Annotated in this window: 15 protein-coding genes; 10 read left to right on the top strand and 5 right to left on the bottom strand. The window is 65.7% G+C overall.

Translation table 11 applies throughout. From position 1 onward, the window contains the following. Window positions 1-180: 180 nt before the first annotated feature. Window positions 181-1,089, top strand: a complete 909-nt coding sequence (locus CQ050_RS15675; protein WP_105557745.1) for a LysR substrate-binding domain-containing protein — start codon at window positions 181-183, stop codon at window positions 1,087-1,089. Window positions 1,090-1,195: 106 nt separating this feature from the next. On the opposite strand, the gene purL is transcribed toward CQ050_RS15675, so the two are convergent. Beyond that, window positions 1,196-5,245: a phosphoribosylformylglycinamidine synthase gene (gene purL, locus CQ050_RS15670; RefSeq protein WP_105557800.1), complete on the bottom strand. Its 4,050-nt coding sequence runs from the start codon at window positions 5,243-5,245 to the stop codon at window positions 1,196-1,198. 354 nt (window positions 5,246-5,599) lie between these two features. Here purL and CQ050_RS15665 point away from each other — a divergent pair, with 354 nt between their 5' ends. From CQ050_RS15665 to CQ050_RS15655, 3 genes are all read left to right on the top strand, one after another. Then, window positions 5,600-6,139 carry a TRAP transporter small permease gene (locus CQ050_RS15665; RefSeq protein WP_105557744.1) on the top strand — a complete coding sequence of 180 codons (540 nt, stop codon included), beginning with the start codon at window positions 5,600-5,602 and terminating at the stop codon, window positions 6,137-6,139. Next, window positions 6,136-7,434, top strand: a complete 1,299-nt coding sequence (locus CQ050_RS15660) for a TRAP transporter large permease (protein ID WP_105557743.1) — start codon at window positions 6,136-6,138, stop codon at window positions 7,432-7,434. Before CQ050_RS15665 ends, CQ050_RS15660 begins: the two co-directional genes overlap by 4 nt. A 113-nt stretch (window positions 7,435-7,547) precedes the next feature. Further along, window positions 7,548-8,576, top strand: coding sequence for a DctP family TRAP transporter solute-binding subunit (locus CQ050_RS15655; protein ID WP_105557742.1), 1,029 nt, complete (start codon window positions 7,548-7,550; stop codon window positions 8,574-8,576). Between the two features lie 142 nt (window positions 8,577-8,718). On the opposite strand, the gene greB is transcribed toward CQ050_RS15655, so the two are convergent. The 3 genes from greB to CQ050_RS15640 all read right to left on the bottom strand — a co-directional run bounded on the left by greB (window position 8,719) and on the right by CQ050_RS15640 (window position 11,187). Continuing rightward, window positions 8,719-9,267 (bottom strand): transcription elongation factor GreB, encoded by a 549-nt coding sequence (gene greB / locus CQ050_RS15650; protein ID WP_105557741.1) that lies wholly within the window; start codon window positions 9,265-9,267, stop codon window positions 8,719-8,721. Between the two features lie 68 nt (window positions 9,268-9,335). Further along, on the bottom strand, window positions 9,336-10,181 hold the full coding sequence (locus tag CQ050_RS15645) for a 3',5'-nucleoside bisphosphate phosphatase (RefSeq protein ID WP_105557799.1): 846 nt from the start codon (window positions 10,179-10,181) through the stop codon (window positions 9,336-9,338). Between the two features lie 70 nt (window positions 10,182-10,251). Then, a complete protein-coding gene (locus CQ050_RS15640; protein WP_105557740.1) occupies window positions 10,252-11,187 on the bottom strand; it encodes an alpha/beta fold hydrolase in 936 nt (311 codons plus the stop codon). 309 nt (window positions 11,188-11,496) lie between these two features. On the opposite strand from CQ050_RS15640, the gene cfa reads away from it, so the two are divergent. Continuing rightward, entirely contained in the window at window positions 11,497-12,684 is a 1,188-nt protein-coding gene (gene cfa / locus CQ050_RS15635; RefSeq protein ID WP_105557739.1) for a cyclopropane fatty acyl phospholipid synthase, read from the top strand. On the opposite strand, the gene CQ050_RS15630 is transcribed toward cfa, so the two are convergent. Further along, a complete protein-coding gene (locus CQ050_RS15630; protein ID WP_105557738.1) occupies window positions 12,666-14,297 on the bottom strand; it encodes a GMC family oxidoreductase in 1,632 nt (543 codons plus the stop codon). The two genes, cfa and CQ050_RS15630, sit on opposite strands and share 19 nt — an antisense overlap. Before the next feature lie 191 nt (window positions 14,298-14,488). On the opposite strand from CQ050_RS15630, the gene CQ050_RS15625 reads away from it, so the two are divergent. The 5 genes from CQ050_RS15625 to CQ050_RS15605 all read left to right on the top strand — a co-directional run bounded on the left by CQ050_RS15625 (window position 14,489) and on the right by CQ050_RS15605 (window position 20,177). Beyond that, window positions 14,489-15,376 (top strand): LysR family transcriptional regulator, encoded by an 888-nt coding sequence (locus CQ050_RS15625; protein WP_105557737.1) that lies wholly within the window; start codon window positions 14,489-14,491, stop codon window positions 15,374-15,376. A gap of 218 nt (window positions 15,377-15,594) precedes the next feature. Then, window positions 15,595-16,074, top strand: a complete 480-nt coding sequence (locus CQ050_RS15620) for a VOC family protein (protein WP_105557736.1) — start codon at window positions 15,595-15,597, stop codon at window positions 16,072-16,074. Between the two features lie 331 nt (window positions 16,075-16,405). Further along, the gene (gene nirB, locus CQ050_RS15615) at window positions 16,406-18,967 is read left to right on the top strand and encodes a nitrite reductase large subunit NirB (RefSeq protein ID WP_105557735.1); all 2,562 of its coding nucleotides are present in this window, start codon (window positions 16,406-16,408) and stop codon (window positions 18,965-18,967) included. Then, window positions 18,967-19,314, top strand: coding sequence for a nitrite reductase small subunit NirD (nirD, locus tag CQ050_RS15610; RefSeq protein WP_105557734.1), 348 nt, complete (start codon window positions 18,967-18,969; stop codon window positions 19,312-19,314). The genes nirB and nirD overlap by 1 nt, the downstream gene beginning before the upstream one ends. A gap of 50 nt (window positions 19,315-19,364) precedes the next feature. Beyond that, window positions 19,365-20,177: a formate/nitrite transporter family protein gene (locus CQ050_RS15605; protein ID WP_105557733.1), complete on the top strand. Its 813-nt coding sequence runs from the start codon at window positions 19,365-19,367 to the stop codon at window positions 20,175-20,177. The last annotated feature ends 3 nt before the right edge of the window (window positions 20,178-20,180 follow it).

Below are 20,180 nucleotides of genomic sequence, written 5' to 3'. Positions count from 1 at the left end.
GGCCCAATGCAATGAAAAGTTAAATATCTCATTGGGTTACATCTGTTTGACATCGGTCAACCGCTGCCCGGCCCAAGGTTGCCGGGCACGGGTTAATGGACTACGGTCATTCACCCCATAACAGGCGGCGTGGGGCCCGCTCAGAACAGGCACACCGAGTGATCCCGGGGAGACATCAAGATGAAGCTGCAGCAGGTATTCGATTTCCTTGCCGTCACGCAACACGGCAGCGTGCATGCGGCGGCGCGTGCCACCGGACAGACCCAGCCCGCCATGACCAAATCCCTGCGCAGGCTGGAAAACACGCTGGGGTTGCCGCTATTCGAGCGCCACGCCAAAGGCATGCGCCCCAACGACTATGGCAAACGCTTTCTGCCGCATGCGCAGCATCTGGTGCACGAGACCAAGCGCGCGCGCGACACCATGGCACAAATGCTCGGCGACCGCAGTGGCAAGGTGCAATACGGCATTTCAGCGGTGGCTTCCATGCTGCTGGCACCGTCGGCTATCCACCGATTCCGTCTGATTTATCCCGATGTGGAACTCAGCAGCCGCAGCGGGCTTTGCCATACGCTGACGCCGCTGCTGCGGGACGGGCTGCTGGACTTCGCCATCTGCCCGCTTGGCCACGACCTGCCCGACGCGCAGGTGAAGGCGCGCACGCTGATGAACAGCCCGATGGCCGTCGCCGCGCGCCGCGGCCATCCCATGCGGCATGCGCGGTCCCTGAAGGCGTTGCAGGAGGAGCTCTTCGCGGTGGCCGGCCCGCCCGGCCAGCCGGGCGCATCCGTGTATCAGGTGTTTGAGCAGGCGCGGCTGGGCTCGCCCCGCGTGGACATGCATACGGACGGACTGATCGACGCCGCCGCGCTGGTGGCCAACAGCGACCGCATGGCGCTGCTGCCCACCGCGCTGATCACGACCGGTCTGCTGCGCGAACAACTGGAAATCGTGCCGGTCGAAGAGCCGCTGCCCGCCTACGTGATCAGTCTGCTTCAGCGCGCCGGGCAACCGCTGACGCCCGCGGCGGAGGAACTGGCCACGCAGTTCGCCGGCCAGGCATCGTCCCTGCACGGCGCCCTGCCCTGATCCATGCCCATCCCAGGCACACGCCAATCGCGACGATAAAAAAACGGGCCGAAGCCCGTTTTCTGCCTGAGCCCGGTTAGCGGGCCAGGGGTGGTCGCAGCTGGTTTTACTTCAGCCAGACGCGCGCGTTGCGGAAAATGCGCATCCACGGGCTGTATGCCCCGCCCTTGTCGGCATTGCCCCATTGCTCGGGCGCCCACGACATCATGACGTTGCGGGTCACGCGTTCCGGGTGCGGCATCATGACCGTGAAGCGGCCATCGGCGGTGGTGACGGACGTCAGGCCGCCCGGGCTGCCGTTCGGGTTGAACGGATAGGCCTCGGTGGCTTGCCCGCGGTTGTCGATGTAGCGCGCGGCGGTCAGCACACGGCTGGCGTCGCCTTGCTGCGAGAAATCGGCAAAGCCTTCGCCATGGGCCACGGCGACCGGGATGCGGGCGCCTTCCATGCCGGCGAAGAAGATGGACGGCGACTTGGCCAGTTCCACCATCGACAGGCGCGCTTCGTACTTTTCCGACTGGTTGCGCGTGAAGCGCGGCCAGTGCTCGGCGCCCGGAATCATGGGGGCCAACGCCGCCATCATCTGGCAACCGTTGCACACGCCCAGCGCGAACGTATCCGGACGCGCGAAGTACGCGGCGAATTGGTCCGACAACTGGCTGTTGAAGCGGATGGTCCGTGCCCAGCCTTCGCCGGCGCCCAGCACGTCGCCGTAGCTGAAACCGCCCACGGCCACCAGGCCTTGCATCTGCGCCAGGTCCACGCGGCCGGCCAGCAGGTCGGTCATGTGGACGTCGATGGCTTCGAAGCCCGAGGTGTCGAACGCCCAGGCCATTTCCACCTGGCTGTTGCAGCCCTGCTCGCGCAGGATGGCCACGCGCGGACGCTTGCCGGTGTTGATGAAGGGCGCCGCGATGTCTTCTTGCGGGTCGAACGACACGTTCGGGCTCATGCCCGGGTCGGTCGTATCGTTCCAGACGTCCAGTTCGGCTTGGGCGCAGGCGGGGTTGTCACGACGCGCCATGATGCGGTAGGACACTTCGCTCCAGGCGCGGCCCAGGTCAGCACGCGGCTGGCCCCAGACCTTCTTGCCGTCGCGGTAGAACTCGACTTCGTCGGCGCCGTTCAGGCCGCCGATGACGTGCGAGTGGGCCGACAGGCCCGCGCCGCGCAGCACTTGCATGACCGCGTCGCGCTGCGATGCCGGTACCTGGATGACGGCGCCGGCTTCTTCCGAGAACAGCGCCTTCAGCGTCAGTTCTTCGCGCTGCACCTTTACCTGGTCGGGGCGGATCTTGTAGTCGCCCCAGTCCGCCGATTGCGGATCGAACGTCAGCATGTCCAGGTTCACGGAAATACCGGTGCGGCCGGCGAAGGCCATTTCGGTCAGCGTGGCGAACAGGCCGCCGTCGGAACGGTCGTGATAGGCCAGGATGGTGCCGGCTTCGGCCAGCGTGCGGATCGTGATGAAGAACGCGCGCAGGTCTTGCGGCGCGTCGATGTCCGGCACGGTTTCGCCGATCTGGTTGTACGTCTGCGCCAGGATCGAGCCGCCCATGCGGTGACGGCCGCGGCCCAGGTCGATCAGGATCAGCACGCTGTCCCCGGCGTCGGTACGCAGTTGCGGGGTCAGGCTGGCGCGCACGTCGGCCACGGGCGCGAACGCCGTGACCACCAGCGACACCGGCGCCACCACCTGGCGCTGCTCGCCGTCCTGTTCCCAGGACGTTTTCATGGACAGGGAATCCTTGCCCACGGGGATGGACAGGCCGGTGGCCTGGCACAGTTCGCTGACGGCGGACACGGTGTCATACAGCGCAGCGTCCTGGCCGTCCACGCCGCAAGCGGCCATCCAGTTGGCGGACAGTTTGATGTCTTCCAGGCGCGCCACGTCGGCGGCGGCCAGGTTGGTCAGGGCTTCGGCCACGGCCATGCGGCCGGACGCCGGGGCGTCGAGCATGGCGATGGGGGTGCGTTCGCCCATCGACATGGCTTCGCCACGGAAGCCTTCATAATCGGCCAAGGTAACCGCGCAGTCCGCCACCGGCACTTGCCACGGGCCAACCATCTGATCGCGGCTGGACAGCCCGCCCACGGTGCGGTCGCCGATGGTGATCAGGAAGGACTTGTTGGCGACGGTGGGATGGCGCAGCACGCGGTAGGCGGCCTCCGTCAGGTCGATGCCCGCCAGGTCCAGCGGCGCGGACACGCCCGGCAGGCGGCGCACGTCGCGCGTCATGCGCGGCGGCTTGCCCAGGATGACGTCGATCGGCACGTCCACGGGGCGCACTTCGGCCTCGCCTTGCGGGCGAATGGTATCCAGGCCGGGCAGGCCCTCGCCGTCCACCACGCGCAGCTGGCGTTCTTCGGTGGCCACGCCCACCACCGCGTACGGGCAGCGCTCGCGGCGGGCGATGGCGTCAAAGCGTTCCAGGTCTTTCGGCAGGATCGACAGGACGTAGCGTTCCTGCGATTCATTGCTCCAGACTTCAGCGGGCGACAGGCCGGACTCTTCCAGCGGCACGCGCTTCAAGTCGAAGATGGCGCCACGGCCGGCGTCGTTGACCAATTCCGGGAAGGCATTGGACAAGCCGCCCGCACCCACGTCGTGGATGGCGATGATGGGGTTGTTTTCGGCTTGCTGCCAGCAGCGGTCGATGACTTCCTGCGCGCGGCGTTCGATTTCCGGGTTGCCGCGCTGGACGGAATCAAAGTCCAGTTCGGCCGAGTTGCTGCCCATGCTGATGCTGGACGCGGCACCGCCGCCCATGCCGATACGGAAGCCCGGGCCGCCCAGCTGGATCAGCAGCGCGCCGGGGGGAATCACGTCTTTGTGGGTCAGGCCGGCGTCGATGCTGCCCAGGCCGCCCGCGATCATGATGGGCTTGTGATAGCCCCAGCGCGTGCCGCCCGCCGTCTGCTCGAACGAACGGAAGTAGCCCAGCAGGTTGGGTCGGCCAAATTCATTGTTGAACGCGGCGCCGCCAATGGGGCCGTCGATCATGATGGACAGCGGCGAGGCGATGCGCTCGGGCAGGCCGTGGTGATCGGCTTCCCAGGGTTGCAGCGCGTCGTCGAAACGCAGGTGCGACACGGTGAAGCCAGTCAGGCCGGCCTTGGGCTTGGAGCCACGGCCGGTGGCGCCTTCGTCGCGGATTTCGCCGCCCGCGCCGGTCGATGCGCCCGGGAACGGGGCGATCGCGGTCGGGTGGTTGTGGGTTTCCACCTTCATCAAGGTGTGCACGGTGGTGTCGCGGCGGATGTACTTGGCGCCGTCAGCGCCCTGCCCCGTGACGCCGGGCACCCCGGCCTGGAAGCGCTGCGCGGGGCCACCGGCCATGATGGCGGCGTTGTCCGAATACGCCACGACCGTGCCTTCCGGCTGCGCCTTGTGCGTGGCGCGGATCATGCCGAACAGCGTGTTGGGCTGTTCCTGGCCGTCGATCACCCATTCGGCGTTGAAGATCTTGTGGCGGCAGTGTTCGCTGTTGGCCTGCGCGAACATCATCAGTTCCACGTCGGTGGGGTCGCGCCCCAGGTCCGTGAACGACTTGGCCAGGTATTCGATTTCGTCTTCGGACAAGGCCAGGCCCAGCGACACATTGGCTTCGGCCAGCGCCTTGACGCCGTCAGCCTGGACGCCGACGGTGCGCATCGGCTTGCCAGCCAGCGCCTGGAACAGCGCCTGGCCGTCAAAGCTGGCGTCGACCACGGTTTCGGTCATGCGGTCGTGCAGGCAATCCGCCGCGCGCGCCAGCATGGCGTCGTCGAAAGACTTGGTGCCCAACAGGCCGCGTTCCGGAGTAATCACGTAGCGCACGCCGCGTTCGATGCGGTGCACCGACGACAGGCCGCAATTGTGGGCGATGTCGGTGGCCTTGCTGGCCCACGGGGAAATGGTGCCCAGGCGCGGAATGACCAGCAGGGACAAGCTCTTGGCGGGCGTTTCAGCCGTGCTGGGGGTGCCGTAATCCAGCAGTTGGGTCAGGTGTTGCTGCTGTTCGGCCGTCAGGGCGGCGTCGGTGCTGACGAAGTGCTCGTAGCGAGCGGAGATGTCGGCCACCGGCAGGCCGGCTTCCTTTAGTTGCGCCAGCAGGCGATCGCGACGAAAGGAGGACAGGACAGAGGAACCAGGCAGATGCTGAACTAGGGACACGATGCGGGCGCCGTATAAGGATGGGTGCAAAAAGTGATTTTACCTGTTTAGGGGGTTTTCCCGGAGCGCTTGTTCAAGAAGCGTTCGACCCCCCTGCTTTCCCCATTGTTACAAAAGAATTCCAGCGGATGTGCACCGGAATGGTGCGCAGCAATATCCGAACAAAGGCACGCCGCCGGTGTGGTTTATCCGGCCGCTTGGCGCACAACGCTGCCATTCCCTGCTGCAACGCAGCATGTTGTTGTCGCCCCGCACCACGGGAAAACACGAACTACCGCGTCCGCAGGGCAACGGTAGGATGCAGCGACTTATTCATAGAACGCGCGTCAAGCGCCGAAGCCGTCGCCTCACCCCATGTCCCGCCCCGAAGCCCCCGTCGAGCCTGTCGAACCGATCATCCCCGTTGAAGCAGATCCCGCCGTAAAGGTGCCCCTGGCCATCGAAGACTGGCTGGCGGTGATCCTGCTGGCCACGCTGGCCCTGATCACCTTCATGAACGTGCTGGTGCGCTATTTCACCGACCAGTCTTTCGCCTGGACGGAAGAGATCTCGGTGTTCCTCTTGATTGTGCTGACGATGGCGGGCGGCAGCGTGGCCTTTGTTCGCAACCACCATATCCGCATCGAAATCCTGGCCGACAACGGTTCGCCGCGCCGCCAGCGCATCATGGCGCTGATTTCGAACAGCTGCGTGCTGGCGTTCTTCCTGCTGCTGACCGTGCTGTCGGTGAAGCTGGTGTCGGACGAATTCATCTATGAAGAGACCTCCCCGGCGATCGGCGTGCCAACCTGGTGGTATTCGATCTGGCTGCCCGTGATGGCCGCGGCGATCTCGCTGCGCACCGTCGGCATCATTCGACGCATCGCACGCGGCGCCCGGAGCGACGCCAAATGATCGCCACCATCCTCTTCGTCGTCTTCATCGTCCTGATGCTGATCGGGGTGCCGGTCGGCGTGGCGCTGGGTATCGGCGGCACCGTCGCCATCGTGCTGTCGAACCTGGACACCCCCTGGTATGGCCTGTTGACCGTGCCGCAGAACTTCTACGCCGGCCTGGCCAAGTATCCGCTGCTGGCCATCCCCATGTTCGTGCTGGTCGGCTCCATTTTCGACCGGTCCGGCGTGGCCAAACGGCTGGTGGACTTTGCCATTGCCATCGTCGGCCGCGGTCCGGGCATGCTGCCGCTGGTGTCCATCGCGGTGGCCATGTTCCTGGGCGGCATTTCGGGTTCGGGCCCGGCGTGTGCGGCGGCCGTGGGCGCCGTGATGATCACGGCCATGTCGCGCGCGGGTTACCCCGGTTCGTTCTCGGCCTCGGTCGTGGCCGCGGGCGCCGCCACCGACATCCTGATCCCGCCGTCGGTCGCCTTCATCATCTATTCGGTGCTGGTGCCGGGCGCCTCGGTGCCCGCGCTGTTCGCCGCCGGCATGATCCCCGGCATTATGGCGGGCCTGGCGCTGATCGTCCCCGCCGTCTGGCTGTCGCGCAAATACAAAATGGGCGCGCTGGAAGCGCACTTGCCGCGCCCGCCCTTCTGGGCAAGCCTGCGCGAAGCGTCTTGGGGCCTCGCCGCCCCCGTGCTGATCCTGGGCGGCATGCGCTTGGGTTGGTTCACGCCCACCGAGGCAGCGGTAGTCGCGGTGTTCTACGGCTTGTTCGTCGGCGGCTTCATCCATCGCACCATCAAGTTCCGCGACCTGTACACCATCCTGCGCGAAGCCGCGGAGCTATCGGCCGTCATCATGCTGGTGGTGACCCTGGCCGGCATCTTCGCCTGGGCGCTGTCCACGCTTAGCGTGATCGACCCGATCACCAACGCCATCGTCAACTCCGGCCTGGGCGAATGGGGCGTGCTGTCGCTGCTGATCCTGCTGCTGATGACGGTGGGCATGTTCCTGGACGGGATTTCCATCTTTTTGATCTTCGTGCCGTTGCTGATGCCGATCGCCAATGCCTATGGCTGGGATCCGGTGTGGTTCGGCGTGATCCTGACGTTGAAGGTGGCGCTGGGCCAGTTCACTCCGCCGCTTGCCGTGAACCTGATGGTGTCGTGTCGCATCGCGCGCGTGCCGATGGAGTCCACGGTGCGCTGGGTGGTGTGGCTGCTGGGCGCCATGTTCCTGGTGCTGGTGGCGGTGCTGGTGTTCCCGCAGTTGGCACTGTGGTTGCCGCACAAGTTGGGCTATTGACGCCGGGCTATTGACGCTGGGTTATTGACGCTGCTGGGCTATTGCAGCGGGGTTATTGAAGTGCTGGATCTCAAGACAACAACAGACACACTCGCAGAGAGAGGAGACATCGCATGAACTTCCGCAACCTGATCGGCGCCGCGCTGTGCGCCGCCGCCGTGGTCGGCACGGCGCCCGCCATCGCGCAGAACTACAAACCCGAATACAAGCTGTCCATCGTGGTGGGCACCACCTTCCCGTGGGGCCAGGGCGCCGAAATCTGGTCCAACCTGGTGCGCGAGCGCACCCAGGGCCGCATCAATATCAAGGTCTACCCCGGCACGTCGCTGGTGCAGGGCGACCAGACTCGCGAATTCACGGCGATCCGCCAGGGCGTGATCGACATGGCGGTGGGGTCCACCATCAACTGGTCGCCCCAGGTCAAGCAGCTGAACCTGTTTTCGCTGCCGTTCCTGATGCCCGACTACGCCGCCATCGACGCTCTGGTGCAAGGCGACGTGGGCCGCGAGATGTTCAAGCTGATCGAAAAGGCCGGCGTGGTGCCGCTGGCCTGGGGCGAAAACGGCTACCGCCAGCTTAGCAACTCGAAGCGCGACATCAAGAAGCCCGAAGACATGAAGGGCATGAAGCTGCGCGTGGTGGGTTCGCCGCTGTACATCGACACGTTCACGGCGCTGGGCGCCAACCCCACGCAAATGAGCTGGGCCGATGCGCAGCCGGCGCTGGCCAGCGGCGCGGTGGACGGCCAGGAGAACCCCCTGTCCATCTACACGGGTTCCAAGCTGTACACCGTGGGCCAGAAATACCTGACCTTGTGGAACTACGTGGCCGACCCGCTGATCTTCGTGGTCAACCGCGAGGTCTGGAATTCGTGGTCGGAAAAAGACCGCGACATCGTGCGCCAGGCCGCGCTTGACGCGGGCAAACAGCAGATCGTGATCGCGCGCAAGGGCGTGACGCCGGAAGACCCGTCGCTGCTGAAAGAAATTGCGGGCCATGGCGTCACCGTGACGTCGCTGTCTCCGGCCGAGCACGACGCCTTCGCCAAGGTCACCCAGCCCGTCTACGACAAGTGGAAGAAGCAGATCGGCGAAGACCTGGTCAACATGGCCGAAAAGTCGATCGCGGCGCGCAAGAAATAAGCGGCGCGGATCAGCGGAATTGAATTAGCAGCAAGCCCCAGGGGAACGGCGGCGAAAGCCGCCACAGACCGAGGCAGGGACGTCAGAGCCCTCCCAACCAAACAGGCGCCAGCCACAAGCTGGCGCCTGTTTCCTTTTTGGGCTACGGGTAGCGGACTTCCAGGATATCCAGCTCTTCGATTCCGCCCGGCGTGCGAAGCACGACGGTGTCGCCTTCGCGGGCCTTGATCAGCGCGCGCGCCACCGGGGAAATCCAGCTGATCTTGCCGGCTAGCGGTTCGGCTTCGTCCACGCCCACGATGGTGACGGTGTGCGCTTCGCCGGCCTTGTCCGAGTAGGACACGGTGGCGCCGAAGAATACCTGGTCGCGGTTGGGCTGCGCGGCGGGGTCGACCACTTCGGCAATGTCCAGCCGCTTGGTCAGAAAGCGCATGCGGCGGTCGATTTCCCGCAGGCGCTTCTTCCCGTACAGGTAGTCGCCATTCTCGGACCGGTCACCATTGGATGCCGCCCAGGACACCACTTGCACGACGGAGGGGCGCTCGACGTTCATCAGATGCGTCAATTCGCCGCGAAGGCGCTCATAGCCTTCCGGGGTCATGTAGTTCTTGGTGCCCGCCGGCAACGCCTGGGTTTGCGGCAGATCGTCGTCGTCCTCGTTGTCGGACTCTTTAACAAAGGCTTTGTTCATGGCGGATGCGCCGCAGGGGCGCGCTCAAAATCGGTGGCTTGCAAGATGGGCGGCGATGGCCGCCCGCGTCAGAACCAGTCGTGCCAGACCGGCTTCAAGTCGGAGGGCAGCGGGGGCAGACGGCCCAGGTCCATCCGGCTTTCCTTGGGACTATGGAAATCCGACCCGCGCGAGGCCAGGAACCCGTAGCGTCGCGCGACGCCGGCGTATTGGCGGGCTTCTTCGGCGGTGTGGCTGCCGGTGTTGACCTCGATGCCCAGCCCGCCCAGTTGCAGGAATTCGTCGAACAGGGCGGCGAATTGCAGCGGGGTGTACTTATAGCGGCCGGGGTGGGCGATGACGGCCACGCCGCCCGCGCCACGGATCCAGCCCACCGCTTCGGCCAGGGTGGCCCATTGCATGGGCACATGGCCGGGGCGGTCGTCGCCCAGGTGCTTGGTAAACACGGTTTGCACGTCGGGGCAGTAGCCGGCTTCAACCAGATAGCGGGCAAAATGGGTGCGGCTGATCAGTTCCGGGTTGCCGGCGAACGGCAGCGCGCCTTCATAGGCGCCGGGCATGCCCATGTCCGCCAGACGTTCGCCGATGCGCTTGGCGCGTTCGGCCCGGCCCGACCGGGTCTTGCGCAGGCCTTCGACCAGCGCGGTGTTTTCAGGATCGAAGCGCAAGCCCACGATATGCACGGTGAGGCCGGCCCAGGTTACCGAAATCTCGACGCCGGTGGCAAAACGCATGCCCAGGTCCTTGGCCGCGCTGGCGGCTTCGGCCAGGCCGCCCACTTCGTCGTGGTCGGTCAATGCCCAGACATCCACGCCATTGGCATGCGCGCGCTGCGCCACGTCGCGGGGCGCAAGCGCGCCGTCCGAGACGGTGGAATGGCAGTGCAGATCGATGTTCAGGGTGGGCGATGTCATGGGGCTATTGTAGAGAAGGCCCGGCAGCATGGATAGCGCCGGGCTGTCCCCTTCATCGCAGGGCGGACGGTCAAGCCAGCAGAAAGGCCGCGACCGGGTCCACCTGGCTGTCGGCGATCAGCGTGGGCGCATGCCCCACACCCGGCACTTCCAGCGCCTGGGCGCGCGGATTGCGCTCGAGCATTTCTTCAACGGTGGCGGGCGTCAGCAGGTCGGACAGCGCACCGCGCACGATCAGCATCGGGCAGGTCACCGCATCATAGGAACGCCACAGGATCTGCTCGCCAGCCGCCAGTTCTTCCGGCGTCTGGGCCGCCAGCGGCTGCGCCAGCGCCAGGTCGTAGTGCTTGACCCATTTGCCGCCATATTCCGGATACAGGTATTGGGCCAGGTCCGCCCATTGCGCGTCCGTGTGCGGCCCGAACGTCCCGGAATTGGCACGCATGGTTGCCACGGCCTCTTCGAACGTGGCGAATTCGCCCGGCTCGCCCACATATTGGCCGATGCGCGACAGCGCCCCGGTTTCCAGACGGGGGCCCACGTCGTTCAGCACCAGCTTGTCCAGCCGGATGCCCTGCCCCGGCGGCAGCATGCCCGCGTGCGGACGCATGAGCTGGAGGGCGCTGGCGAACGCGGCGGCGCCCGACAAGGCCAGGCCGACCAACCCGCCCATCGACGTGCCCACCCAAGCCAGCCGGGCCGGCCGCAGGCGCGCGATCAGCGTGACCATGTCGGACACGTATTGGGGCACGGTATAGAACGCCGGGTTGGCCAGCCAGTCCGACCGGCCGCGGCCCACCACGTCGGGGCAGACGACCCGGTACTGGTCGGCCAATCGGCGCGCCAGCGCGTCGAAATCCCGGCCGCTGCGCGTCAGGCCGTGGACGCAGACCAACACCCGGTCATTGGCGGGGTCGCCCCATTCCCAGTACGCCATGCGGTGCAGGCCGGCCGGACTGGCGCAGGTGACGAATTCCAAACGGGGTTGCAGGCTGGCGTCCACCATCAAAACACTCCACGAGTCGGCGCAAGCCGACACGGCGGCGCACTGGGCGGACTAGTGTAATCGCGCCGGTCGAACAATCACATGAACGGCGGGGACTGGCGCCGCCCCGCCGCCCGTGCTGGACACCCGGCCCGCGCCTCGCTACGATCAAGCCCATCCTCTTCGAAGCACTCCCCGGCACGGCGGGAAATTGCCGTTTCCTATCGGGGCGATCCAATCATTAAATTGGAGTTGCCCGCCCGTTGGGGCGAGAGTAATGAGCTTCAGGCGTTGCCAGATCAGTCATCCCAAAATTGATATGGAGTCCGTATGCAGCAAAGCAGTCCTGTCTCTCCGCTGACCACCGACCATTCTTCCCCCGCCGTCAGCCCCCCTCCCCCCGAACCGCCCAAAGTGCTCCAGGACGTGCTGTCCCGAGCCGATGTCCTGATCAACGGCACGCGCCCCTGGGACATCCAGGTGCACGACAAGCACATGTACGAGCGCGTCTTCGCCAGCTGGTCGCTGGGGCTGGGCGAGTCCTATATGGACGGAGAATGGGATTGCGAGCAACTGGACGAGCTTTTCACGCGCCTGTTGCGCGCGGACATGGGATCGGCGGCGCTGGGCGTTGCCCGCATCAAGCTGATCGCCGAACACTTGCGGCACAAGCTTTTCAACCTGCAGTCCAAACACCGCGCCTTTGAAGTTGGCGAGCAGCACTACGATGCCGGCAACGATGTGTTCGAGGCCATGTTGGACAGCCGGATGATCTATTCCTGCGCCTACTGGGAAAACGCCCAGACGCTGGAAGACGCCCAGCTTGCCAAGCTGGACATGATCTGCCGCAAGCTGCAGTTGAAGCCCGGCGAAACGCTGCTGGATATCGGCTGCGGCTGGGGTGGCCTGGCCAAGTTCGCCGCCGAGAACTATGGCGTCACGGTCACCGGCGTGACCGTATCGAAAGAACAGCTGGCATTGGCGCAGGAACGGGTCAAGGGCCTGCCGGTGCAGTTGCTGCTGCAAGACTACCGCGACCTGCAAGGCAGTTTCGATAAAGTGGTGTCGGTCGGCATGTTCGAGCACGTGGGGCCGAAGAACTACGACACCTACTTCTCCAATGTGCAGCGCCTGATGGCGCCGGACGGTATCTTCCTGCTGCATACCATCGGCATCGCCGCCACCAGCCAGAGCACCGACCCCTGGATCGACCGGTACGTGTTCCCGAACGGCAAGCTGCCGTCTGCCCGCGAAATCGCGGCGGCCGTCGAACACCGCTTCATCATTGAAGACTGGCACAACTTCGGCGCCGACTACGACCGCACGCTGATGGCCTGGTGGGACCGCTTCGAACGCGCGTGGCCCGCGTTGCAGGAACGCTATGGCACACGTTTCTACCGCATGTGGAAATACTATCTGATGTGCTGCGCGGGGTTCTTCCGGTCGCGCGAGGGTCAGCTTTGGCAGGTGATGCTGACCCATCCGCAGCGCAAGGAAACCTATCGTTCCTTGCGTTGAACGCCCGCCTCTTCGCGGATCATGTCGGCGGCGCGCTCCGCGATCATGATGGTCGGCGAATTGGTGTTGCCCGACGTGATCAGCGGCATGACTGACGCGTCGGCGATGCGCAAGCCCTCCAGTCCGAAGACCCGCAGCCGCGCGTCCACCACCGCGCCGCTGTCCGCGTCCTTGCCCATCGCGCACGTCCCCACCGGGTGGAAGATCGTCGTGCCGATCTTGCCGGCCGCTTCGCGCAACTGTTCGTCGGTCTGGTAGGCGGGGCCGGGCAACCATTCCTGCGGTTGATAGCGCTGCAGGGCCGGCGCCGCCGCGATACGGCGCACCAGCCGGATCGAATCGGCCGCCACCTGGATATCCGCCTCCGTGCTGAGGTAGTTGGCCGCGATGACCGGCGTGGCGGCCTCCGGCGTACCGGGCGCCCCTTGCGCATGGACGTTGCCGCGCGACGTCGGCCGCAGATTGCATACGCTGGCCGTAAACGCGTCGAAGGCATGCAGGGGTTCGCCGAAAGCGCCCAGCGACAGCGGCTGTACATGGAATTCCACGTTGGCGCGCGTCTGGCTGGGGTCGGATTTGGCGAATGCCCCCAGTTGCGACGGCGCCATGCTCATCGGACCGCTGCGTTTCAGCAGGTATTCCAGACCGATGCCGGCCTTGCCCCGCCACGACGAGGCGATGCGATTCAGCGTCTTGACCCCGTTGACCTTGATGATGACCCGCAATTGCAGGTGGTCTTGCAGGTTCTCGCCCACGCCTGGCAAGGCGTGGCGCAGCGCAATGCCGCTTTCCCGCAGCCGCGCGGGTTCGCCGATGCCCGACAGTTCCAGCAGATGCGGGGTGTTGACCGCGCCCGCCGCCAACACCACTTCGCGGGTTGCGCGCACCGTCAGGCTTTTTCCCCCGCGCCGCAGTTGCACGCCGACGCAGCGCTTGCCCTCGAACACCAGTTGCTCGGCCTGGGCGCCCGTCATTACATGCAGGTTCGGGCGTTTGAGCACCGGGCGCAGAAATGCCTTGGACGTGTTCCAGCGCCAGCCACTGCGCTGGTTCACCTCGAAATAACCGCTGCCGAAGTTGTCGCCCCGGTTGAAGTCTTGCACGCGTGGGATGCCTTCCTGTTCGGCGGCGCCCGCGAACGCTTCCAGGATGTCCCAGCGCAACCGCTGGGATTCGACCCGCCACTCGCCGCCCGCGCCATGGAACTCGTCGGCGCCGCGATGGTAGTCCTCGCTGCGCTTGAACACCGGCAGCACCTGGTCCCAGCTCCAGGCCGGGTCGCCGGATAGCGCGGCCCAATCTTCGTAGTCTTCGCGCTGGCCGCGCATGTAGATCATGCCGTTGATGGACGAGCAGCCGCCCAGCACCCGGCCGCGCGGATAAATCAGTGAACGGCCGCCCAAGCCGGCCTCTTTCACCGTCCGGTACATCCAGTCGGTGCGTGGGTTGCCGATGCAATACAGGTATCCCACCGGGATATGGATCCAGTGGTAGTTGTCACGGCCGCCGGCCTCCAGCAGCAGCACCCGAGTGCCCGGGTCCTGGCTCAGGCGGTTGGCCAGCACGCAGCCGGCCGACCCAGCGCCAACGATGACGATGTCGTATGTCTCCATAAGCTCTTCTTATCTGGTTGGCGGCGCTTTGGGGGCTGCCGCCACGGTGAGCCGACCCGGCTGCGGCGTCCGAACGCGCGCCGGGCATCTGGCGTGACTCTGGCTCAGCAGCCCGCAACTGTCCAATGAAATGTTGAAAACCGCCTTATAAGCATCTCTAATAATGCTCACCCCCTCTTGCGGACATCGCCATGGACCTGAAGCACATCCGGACGTTCGCCGCCGTGGCGCGCGAAGGGAATCTGACGCGCGCGGCCGAACACCTGCACCTGACCCAGCCTGCGCTGAGTCTTCAATTGAAGAATTTCCAGGAATCGCTGGACCTGACCTTGTTCTCGCGCACGGCGCAAGGGCTGGCGCCGAACGCCGACGGGCGGGCGTTGCTGCCGTCCGCGCTCCGTATCCTGGACGCGCTGGACGATTTCCAGCGAGCCATCGGCGCCCTGCGCGACACCGTGCAGGGCGAATTGCGCATCGGCACGATCCTGGATCCCGAATTCCTGCGCCTGGGCGCCACGCTGCAATACCTGGTGGAGCATTACCCGAAGATCCGCCCCACCCTGCGCCACGGCATGTCGGGATCGGTGGGTCGGCAGGTGCGGGCCGGCGATCTGGATGTGGGTTTCTCATTGGGCCCCCAGACGTCCGCGGCCGCCCAGCCCGGCCTGGACGCGCTGCCGCTGGCGTCGTTCGCGTACTACGTGGTGGCGCCGAAAGGCTGGAGCGCCCAGGTGGCGGGGCGTGGATGGAGCGAGATCGCCGCGCTGCCATGGATCTGGACCCCGCCCGACTCCGTGCACCATCGCCTGCTGTCGGACAAGTTCAACGCATTGGGGCTTACGCCCAACGCGGTCGCCGAGGTGGATCAGGAAGCCTCCATGCTGGATCTGGTGCGGTCCGGCGTGGGCCTGTCGCTGGCCAGGGACTCCATCGCGTTACGGGAATCCCAGGCCAATGGGCTGCTGCTGGTGAAGGGGCTGGCCATCCAGGCGGGGCTCTCCTTCATCACCCAGGCCGGACGGCGCGGTGATCCGCTGGTCGCCGCCGCCTTCGATGCCGTGCAGGCGGCGTTTGCCTGACGGCGCGCCCGCCCCATTTCCCTTTCAACCCCCGTTTCAAATGTCACGATTTTGGACGCGACCCGGGCGCGGCGGAAGTTCAATAATGTCCCAATCTTGATCAGCCCCCACGCCAGCGCCTGCCGTGCCGCGCGCCGGCCTGAGTGGCGGCCATCCCTGGCCGCGTGCGCCGCCAGGCACGCGGCGCAACGGCAGGATATCCACCCAGGAGACACACAATGCTCAGCAAAAATACGATTTGCCTCTGGTACGACGGCGCCGCCCTGGAGGCCGCGACGTTCTACGCCAAGACCTTTCCAGACAGCGCCGTGCGCGCGATCCACCGCGCCCCCGGCGACTATCCTTCGGGCAAGCAAGGCGATGTCCTGACCGTTGAATTCACGGTGATGGGCATCCCCTGCCTGGGGCTGAACGGCGGCCCTGGAATCCAGCACAACCAGGCGTTTTCGTTCCAGGTCGCCACCGACGATCAGGAAGAAACGGACCGCCTGTGGAACGCGATCATCGACAACGGCGGCAGCGCCAACGTCTGCGGCTGGTGCCAGGACAAGTGGGGGCTGTCGTGGCAGATCACCCCGCGCATCCTGTCCGCCGCGATCATCGACCCGGATCCGGCCGCAGCCAAGCGCGCGTTCGAAGCCATGATGACCATGGGGAAGATCGACATCAGCGGGATCGAGGCGGCGCTGCGCGGCTGACGTGTTTGGCAAGCCACCGCAGCGCGCATCGCGCCAAACCAGTGCGCCACGCACACTTCCCTGCACCGATTTGAAGCACGCCTAGCGCGCCACACGGCAAGGCGATGGGCGCGTCCCCGCCCCCCATCGCCGCCCTTTTCCCTATGAAAACCCACGCGTAGCGCCCCTGCCAGGACGCTACGCCGTCCCCTGGCACGGACTTTGCTTAAGTGTTCATGCAGGCCGCAAGGCAAGCACCACAACTTGAGCAGTCCCGGCAAAGGCGCCCAGACCGAAAGGTCCAGGGCGCCTTTTGCCTTTTTGATTCACTTATCCAAGCCTGGGGAACTCCATGAAAGCAACGGCCACTCCCGATTCCTTGCAGACGCTGGTCGTGATCGGCAACGGCATGGTGGGACACCATTGCGTCGAACAGCTGATCGCCCGCGGCGCGCTTGCCCGCTATCGCATCCACGTCTACGGCGAAGAGTCCCGCCGCGCCTACGACCGCGTGCATCTGTCCGACTACTTGAATGGACGCGACGCCGAATCGATGGCGATGAGCGATGCGGCGTTCTATGCGCAGGAAGGCTTGGCGTTGCATCTGGGCGAGCCGGTGCTGGAGATCGATCGCCTGGCCCACGAAATCGTGACGGCCAACGGCCGCGTGCGGTATGACAAGCTGGTTCTGGCCACCGGCTCGTACCCTTTCGTTCCGCCGATCGCGGGCGCCGAAGGCGCGTCACGGTTGGTGTATCGCACGATCGACGACCTGGACCTGATCCGGGCCGCGGCCACCGGCGCGCGGCGCGGCGTGGTGGTGGGCGGCGGGCTGCTGGGGTTGGAAGCCGCCAATGCGTTGAAGTCGTTGAATCTGGAAGCCCATGTGGTGGAATTCGCGCCGCGCCTGATGCCGGTGCAACTGGACGACGCCGGCGGCGCCGCGCTGCGCGCCCGCATCGAAGCGCTGGGCGTGGGCGTGCATCTGTCGCGCGCCACGCAGGACATCAAGCCGGGCACGCACTACCGCTACCGCATGCGCTTCGCCGAAGGCGAGCCGCTGGAGACCGACCTGATCGTGTTCTCGGCCGGCATCCGCCCGCACGTGACGCTGGCGCGCAAAGCCGGCCTGGCGCTGGCGGAACGCGGCGGCGTGGTGATCGATGACCGCTGCCGCAGCAGCGACGACCAAATCTACGCCATCGGCGAATGCGCGGCCTGGAACGGCACCGTGTTCGGCCTGGTGGCGCCGGGTTACCAAATGGCGCGCATCGTCGCGGCCGAGCTGTGCGGTGCGGAGGAACAACCGTTCACCGGCGCCGACATGTCCACCAAGCTGAAGCTGCTGGGGGTGGACGTGGGTTCCATCGGCGACGCCCATGGCACCACCCCTGGCGCGCGCAGCTACCGCTATATCGACGAGGCCGGGTCCAGCTACCGCAGGCTGGTCGTGTCCGCCGACGGCAAGCGCGTGCTGGGCGCGGTGCTGGTGGGCGACAACCGCTATTACGACACCCTGCTGCAGTACGTGCAGAACGGCATCGCGCCGCCGGCCGATCCCGCCAGCCTGATCCTGCCGCTGGGCAAGGCCGCGCCGGCACTGGGCGTGGATGCGCTGCCGGCCACCGCCACCATCTGCTCCTGTCACAACGTCAGCAAAGGCGCGGTCAGCGCGGCCATCGACGGCGGATGCACCGATCTGGCCGGCGTCAAAAGCTGCACCAAAGCGGCCTCCGGCTGCGGCGGCTGCGCCAGCCTGCTCAAGCAAGTGGTGGAACATGAACTGGCGAGCCGCGGCGTCGCCGTGGACAAGAGCCTGTGTGAACACTTCGCCTATACCCGCCAGGAGCTGTACGCGATCGTGCGCGTCGGCGGCATCGAAACCTTCGACGCCTTGCTGGCCAGCCATGGCAAGGGCCATGTGGGCTGCGATATCTGCAAGCCCGCCGTGGGCTCCATCCTGGCGTCGTGCTGGAACCGGCCGATCCAGGACCCGCACCTGGTGCCGCTGCAAGATACCAACGACACCTTCATGGCCAACATGCAAAAGAACGGCACCTATTCCGTGGTGCCGCGCATTCCCGCCGGCGAGATCACGCCGGATGGCCTGATGGCCATCGGCGCGGTGGCCAAGAAGTACAACCTTTACACCAAGATCACGGGCGGGCAGCGCATCGACCTGTTCGGTGCACAGTTGCACGAACTTCCCGACATCTGGGCCGAACTGATCGCCGCCGGCTTCGAAACCGGGCACGCCTACGGCAAGTCCACCCGCACCGTGAAGTCCTGCGTGGGCAGCACCTGGTGCCGCTATGGCGTGCAGGACAGCGTGCAGATGGCGCTGGACATCGAGCACCGCTACAAAGGCCTGCGTTCGCCGCACAAGCTGAAGTTCGCGGTGTCGGGATGCACGCGGGAATGCGCCGAGGCGCAAAGCAAGGACATCGGCGTCATCGCCACCGAGAACGGCTGGAACCTGTATGTGTGCGGCAACGGCGGCATGCGGCCACGCCACGCCGAACTGTTCGCCACCGACCTGGACGACGCCGCGCTGATCCGCACCATCGACCGTGTGCTGATGTTCTACATCCGCACCGCCGACAAGCTGCAGCGCACCTCGGTCTGGCGTGAATCGCTGGAAGGCGGCCTGGACTATCTGAAGGACGTGGTGCTGAACGACAGCCTGGGCCTGTGCGCGGAACTGGATGCGCAGATGCAGCTGGTGGTCGACCGCTACGAATGCGAGTGGGCAAACGCCTTGAACGACCCGGAAAAGCTCAAGCGCTTCCGCACCTTCGTGAACGAGCGCGGCGGCGACCCCGACATTCAATTCGTGCAGGAACGCGGCCAGCCCCGGCCCGCCCCCGCGCGCGTGCCGTCCCGTGTCATTCCCATCGCAGAGGAGATCGCCTGATGAACGCCCCCCACCCTACCCCCACGTGGCGGCCCGTCTGCACGCGGCAGGACCTGGTGGCCCAGTCTGGTGTCGTCGTGCTTGTGGACGGCGAACAGATCGCCCTGTTCTACCTGCCCGGCGCGGACGGTCCGGATCTTTACGCCATTGAACACCGCGACCCGAAATCGGGCGCGAACGTCATCGGCCGCGGCCTGATCGGCCATCTGGGCGGTGAGTTGGTCGTGGCCTCTCCCCTTTACAAGCAGCACTTCCGGCTGGCCGACGGAAGTTGCGTGCAATACCCGGAACAGCGGCTGCGCACCTGGCTGGCGCGCTTGAACGGCGACGCCGTGGAAATCGCCTGACCACCGGGCCCCGACACTGACTTCACGATAGCAACGCAATAGGAAACAACATGTCCTACCTGGTACCTTCCGAATTCGTCACCAAAATGGTCGACGCCGGCGAGTCGAAAATCTACATGGCGACCCGCGACGTCCTCATTCGCGCTTTCATGGCCGGCGCCATCCTGGCGATCGCCGCGGTGTTCGCCGTTACCGTCACCGTGCAGACCGACTCTCCCATTCTGGGTGCCGCGCTGTTTCCGGTCGGCTTCTGCATCCTGTACCTGATGGGCTTCGACCTGCTGACGGGCGTCTTCGTGCTGACGCCGCTGGCGCTCTTCGACAAGCGGCCCGGCGTCACCGTCAAGGCCATCCTGAAGCACTGGGGCCTGGTCTTCATCGGCAACTTCCTTGGCGCGCTGACGGTCGCCCTGCTGATGGCCATCGTCTTCACCTACGGCTTTTCCGTGCCGCCCAACAAGGTCGGGCAAGTGATCTCGCACATCGGCGAGAACCGCACGCTGGGCTACAAGGAGTACGGCGCCGGCGGCATGCTGACGATCTTCATCCGCGGCGTGCTGTGCAACTGGATGGTGTCGCTGGGCGTCGTGGGCGCCATGATCTCGACATCGGTCAGCGGCAAGGTCATCGCCATGTGGATGCCCGTGATGCTGTTCTTTGCGATGGGGTTCGAGCATTCCATCGTCAACATGTTCCTGTTCCCGTCGGCGCTGATCATGGGCGGCAACTTCTCGATCATGGATTACATGATCTGGAACGAAATCCCGGTCGTGCTGGGCAACCTGATCGGCGGCATCTCGCTGACCGGCCTGACGCTCTACACCACCCACATGAAGACCGCGCCCAAGCGCCGCTTCAACTGATCC

It is taken from the genome of Achromobacter sp. MYb9 (assembly GCF_002975275.1).
GTDB lineage: Bacteria > Pseudomonadota > Gammaproteobacteria > Burkholderiales > Burkholderiaceae_B > Achromobacter.
The sequence above is the reverse complement of the archived record's forward strand: the minus strand, read 5'-3'. Positions and strand labels throughout refer to the sequence as shown.